General features: G+C 38.9%; 5 protein-coding genes (2 of these 5 only partly in view). 2 read left to right on the top strand and 3 right to left on the bottom strand.

The genetic code is table 11. The features are described from left to right. On the bottom strand, window positions 1-591 hold the beginning of the coding sequence (locus LEP1GSC062_RS11900) for an EAL domain-containing protein (protein WP_020984383.1). 654 nt of this gene lie to the left of the window's left edge; the window shows 591 of its 1,245 coding nt (coding positions 1-591); its start codon is at window positions 589-591; its stop codon lies beyond the left edge, outside the window. A 154-nt stretch (window positions 592-745) separates the two neighbouring features. Between LEP1GSC062_RS11900 and LEP1GSC062_RS11905 the strand changes: the two genes are divergently transcribed. Together LEP1GSC062_RS11905 and LEP1GSC062_RS11910 are read left to right on the top strand one after the other, a co-directional pair. Then, window positions 746-1,708 carry a hypothetical protein gene (locus LEP1GSC062_RS11905; RefSeq protein WP_020984375.1) on the top strand — a complete coding sequence of 321 codons (963 nt, stop codon included), beginning with the start codon at window positions 746-748 and terminating at the stop codon, window positions 1,706-1,708. A gap of 664 nt (window positions 1,709-2,372) precedes the next feature. Continuing rightward, window positions 2,373-3,824, top strand: coding sequence for a pectin acetylesterase-family hydrolase (locus LEP1GSC062_RS11910; RefSeq protein ID WP_010576231.1), 1,452 nt, complete (start codon window positions 2,373-2,375; stop codon window positions 3,822-3,824). Window positions 3,825-4,358: 534 nt separating this feature from the next. Here LEP1GSC062_RS11910 and LEP1GSC062_RS11915 read toward each other — a convergent pair. After that, window positions 4,359-4,952 carry a rhomboid family intramembrane serine protease gene (locus LEP1GSC062_RS11915; protein WP_010576230.1) on the bottom strand — a complete coding sequence of 198 codons (594 nt, stop codon included), beginning with the start codon at window positions 4,950-4,952 and terminating at the stop codon, window positions 4,359-4,361. A gap of 16 nt (window positions 4,953-4,968) precedes the next feature. Further along, window positions 4,969-5,000, bottom strand: partial view of an excinuclease ABC subunit UvrB gene (gene uvrB / locus LEP1GSC062_RS11920; RefSeq protein ID WP_020984369.1) — the 3' portion only. 1,969 nt of this gene lie beyond the right edge of the window; the window shows 32 of its 2,001 coding nt (coding positions 1,970-2,001); its start codon lies beyond the right edge, outside the window; its stop codon occupies window positions 4,969-4,971.

The raw sequence follows: 5,000 nt of genomic DNA on the forward strand, positions 1-5,000 counted from the left end.
TCTTCGGTTTAAACTTTCCCGCATGATCTTGATGTCGACTTTTATTATGTCCGGATGGATATAACCGATTCTTTCCAAATTGGAAAATCCGACTCCGAGATCATCGACCGCGATCTTGAATCCGTAGTCTTTGAATACGTTCACGATCGAAAGAAGTTTTTCAATGCTTCCGTCGAACTTATCTTCCGTGATTTCTAAAACGACCTCCGAAGGTGAAATGTCGTATTTTTCCATAAGATTAAGAACGTGAAGTCTTTTGAGATCTAGAACGTCTCCCGTGTGAATCATAGAGAGAAAGTTAGGCATCATGTTAAGAAAAAGTTTGGTTTTTACGCCCGAGTCTTTGAGATGGCGGATCGCTTTTTCCCGAATCAACCGATCGATTTGGATGAGACGAATTGTATCTAGTTCTGGGTTGTGAAACTGATAACCCAGAGAACGATATTCGTTTTTTTCGGGAAAATAAAATCTTCCTAGAACCTCGTATCCTATAATATTACAATTGGTAACTTCTAGAATGGGTTGATAATGAGGCTGATAGTAGTTCTCGCCGTAGGAAAGTAAATTGCTTTTATCCTGGCTGTATAACATGATCTTCTTTAAAAATCTATTTACTGAAATCCATCAAATGGGTTCCGACAAGCAAAATTCTGGATAAAAAGTATCAAATTAAGTAGAAGAAAAGATTACATTCTTCTTTTTTTTTGAAACCTCTGAAAAAACTGACAATCTTAAAGGTATTCGCATGAAAGAGGCGATCGGCCATTTACTCAACCCCTCAACATTAGAACCCAATTTTGGTCTCTATTCAGGGACTCTTGGAATCGATAACTCCAGAGAATACAAAACTTCTTTCTTGTCTTCCTTGAAAAAAATAGACTCTATTTTAGTCGATTTGATTACAGTAGATTTTCTTTTAGGACTTCGAATTTTTCGAGGCCCGGGGGCTTGTAAGACTCTTCTCAATCTTTGGTTTTTTGAATCCGGAAATTTTAGAGACTTCGAATGGGTTGGAAGTCCGGGTAAAGAATTTTTATCCAAAGGTACATTTCGAAACGGATATTGGAGTTTTACGCAAGGGAATCAACGATTCAACTTTCGCCTGGACGATACGATCCAACAAGGTTATACCCATTCTTCCATTTTTACTTCAGATTTGAATCTGCAACTTGATGCTCTTGTAAGCATCGCGGAAAAAACGAACAAACCTGTTTCTTCTTTGGGAATTTCCGGGAAGGATTGGTTATTTCGGTTGATTTCTCCGGATCTTCAAGTGAGAGGTCAACTTGCTATCGACGATAAAACTTGGAATTTGGAATCTTCGGAGAGATTAGCTTACAGCGTCACCACCGGTTTTGAAAGTATATCTTTTTTGCCCGAATCGCGCATCTACGGTTTTGGGTCGGGGAAAAATTCGTTTCGTTTGAACTACAATAAAAACTCTGGAATTCTTCTTTGGAAAAACGGAATTCCGACATTCTTAGAAACTGCTAGTTTTGAGAAAGAATCCCTGTCTTACGTTATTCACGACTCTTCCGATCAAATCGAACTTACGGTTACTCCGGTAAGAACAACCCGCCAAATGATTTCCGGTCTTTTCGGAAAAAAAATTCCCATGGAAAGAGTGGAAGGAAAAGTTTCCGGTAAAATCCGAATCGGAAGCAAAAAAGAAACAATCAAAAAAGGTTTTGCGATTTTAGAAATCTGAATTCCTGTATAGGAAAGAGCGTCCGGTTTCTTTGAATACGTAAAAATGCAAAAAGTCTTATATTGATTCGAAGAAGATTACGTTTTACTCATCCCTACATAATAGAGTGTCCAAAATTCCGCGCCTCAACGGGGATTTGTGCTAAAATTGGCGGTACTTCTTTATGTAGAGATCAGTAAAGACTATAGAGTCGTCTTCCGAAGAATCTCAATTTTAGAGCACTTTAATAAAAGCAAATGCTCTGATTATCCTCTGGGAACTTTTTCTTAGATAGATCTTTTTTGATTTTTCAGCGATCCTTGTAGTCTGAAAATTCCATTTGCCCTAGGGGAATTTATTTATTTTCGCGCTTTATGCCAATCTTTTCCAAAAAAATCTTTGAGCTTTCTATTATAAGCATATGGATTTTTGTAGTTGCATTCCTATATAGAGATTTATTCTCATCGCATCTTTTACCATCGTATTCTTGTTTTGTGCTCGTACATTGCGCCCAACTCCAAAACGAAAGAATACGCGATCTTATTCAAAACCTTACTTAAGAATTGGATCGGGAGTTTGGGGAATCAAGTTTGATTTTTTCTGCATCGATTGACTTTCGTTTAGAGAAGTACTATAATAGAAAAATTCAAAATTGAAAAAACAATAGAAAAGGAGCTCGAAAAAAATGAAAAGATGGATAATATACCTGGTGGCGATTTGCCTCATTCTCGCCTTTACCGATTGTAAAAAGAAAGATGATGATAAGGAGAGAATGTTTCTAGAATTGATAATAGCGGATCTTTTACATAATCCTTACGAAAAGATTACTCCTTCCGCCGGAACGATCACGGTTGCTGGAGCAAATTATTCAAATAGAGCTTATAATCCTTCCTGTTCTGGGTCGAGTGGAAATACTACGTTTTCTTTCTATAGAAAGAAGGTAAGCACATCCAATAAAAAACTTCTCATCAATTTTATGGGAGGGGGAGCTTGTTGGAGCGGATACAATTGCTTCGGATCGAATACGACTACATATTTCAATCAACTCAATAGTGTTCCCGATTTGTTTGTAAAGTTTGCCTTTCAAGGTGTGATGAATGCGAATAATTCTTTGAATCCGTTCAAGGACTATGATGTTGTTTTTATTCCGTATTGTACGGGAGATCTTCACTTCGGTTCCAAGGACATGACTTATACCGACCCAAATACAGGATCTCAAGTCGTCGTACAACATCGGGGTTATGACAATGTCCTTGCGGCTTTGAAATACATTCAGTCGGAATATCCGGGAGTTCAGAATGTATTCGTTACCGGACAAAGTGCGGGAGGTTACGGGACTTTATTGAATTATCCGATTGTTCGTGAAACGATTACGGGGTTAAATGCATCCGCAAAGGTTAACATGCTTATCGATGCGTCTAACGGAGTGATCCCAAACGGATTTTTTTCCAATTTAAGTACTCAGTGGGGAGCCGATTCAAGTCTTCCGACATGGGTAACAGGGATCACTGCCAACTATCTCACTGTTGGTAATCCTTCCATACAAGATTTTTTTACAAAGGTTTCCACTTACTATATAGGTTTGGGAGACAAGACCGGACAATACACTGCCGTTTTCGACGGAAACCAAAGATTCTTTTACAAGGTGATGAATATCATCAATGCGGCTCCGGCTTATTCGAATGAAAAAACAACCGATCCTTATGATTCCTCTAAAACGTATTCCGCATTGTTCGGGGATACCGACGGGAGTTCGGTTCCGGACGGCACTCTCGCGTCCACAGATGGATCAACCTGCGGTTGGACGCAACAAGCGGTTACTTCTATGAATGGAATCTCCGGTGCGGCGGCTAATTATTCGTATTATATCGCTCCAGGCGATGTGCATACGATTACCACATCGGAAGATATGTATAAATTGGGTTCTGGAGGAACTAACTTTGTTACTTGGCTTACGACTCTTTCCACAGGAGTGAAGCCCGGGAACGTGAAGTGTACTACAAACGGAGGAGATTGTGTTCATTCGAATTTTACGAAGAGTACGATCAATCTCGCCTTGAGTGCGGCCACTTCGGATCAATCTTATGCAAATAATAAAAACTTAGCGACTACCTGCGGGGCAGTCGTAGGACTCTAAAACGAGGACCCACACTACCTCTAGGGTCGTGTGGGTTTTTAATTTTTTTATTAATTTTAAATCTGAAGATTAAAAGTTATCTCAAAAATACTTTATCTTTCCTTAAAATGCCGATTTTAATCATTCTAAGATATGTTTGAGATAACTTCTAAAATGACTTTCTTGTATCGACGATTTTGATTTCGGCATACGAAATTCGTTTTATTTCCTCGTAACCAAATCAGAGAAATTCAAAAGCCATGCGGTCTGGATTCAAACAGGCACATTCGCGAAGATCAAGTTCATTGGATTTTTTTTCTTCGTGAAAAAATGTAAGACTCAAAGAAAGGAGTCGTAAGTTTATTAAGAACTTGTCCTGAAAACTTAGAATGTGGGAATTCCTATGGGAATTGAATAGCGGAAAAGGCTGTTCGAAAATTCATAAATCTATCCAGGGACGTAATCCGTGGGAACTTCTGGGCATACGAACTTGGCGAATGATCGTAGTTGATTGAGTTTAAGGTTTTAGGATAAAAATTCTAACGGTATGTTCTTTTAACTTCCTGAAATATTTCGAAGAACTCTACCGAGGATTTCAGGTTCGAGCAAAAGAGCGAATACAATTCCGCACAATGCGCCCCAAAGATGAGCGTCATGGTTGATTCCGTCCGAGTGTCCGCTTTTCGAGGAAAAGTACGTGTAAACTAGATACAGGACCGCGTAAATCGCTCCCGGAATCGGGATCGGTATGAACATCATGTAAAGGGATAGATTCGGGTAAAAAAGAATCGTAGCAAACAAAACGCCACAAACACCACCGGATGCACCTAACGTTGCATAAAGAGGATTTTCCAGATTCTTTCTCCAAGAGATGACGCTCGTAATTAAGATCGTTCCGAGATAAAAAAGAAGAAACTTGATGGGACCTACGGTTATTTCTAAATTTTTTCCGAAGGAATAAAACGAAATCATGTTGAAGATCAAATGCATCCAATCCGCGTGAATAAAACCGGAAGTGAGAAGAGTATAATAATTTTTATTCCTCTTCAATCGATACGGGGTGAGAATAAACTTATCGAGTTTGTCCTCGGAACTAAAACACCAAATACTCAAACCGAAGGTGACGAGACAAATTAGTATTGTGATCAAAATAGATTCCTTTGTGTTAGTTTTCAGTCGAAGGATCGTTTATTTGGA

The sequence above is a fragment of the Leptospira alexanderi serovar Manhao 3 str. L 60 genome (assembly GCF_000243815.2).
GTDB lineage: Bacteria > Spirochaetota > Leptospiria > Leptospirales > Leptospiraceae > Leptospira > Leptospira alexanderi.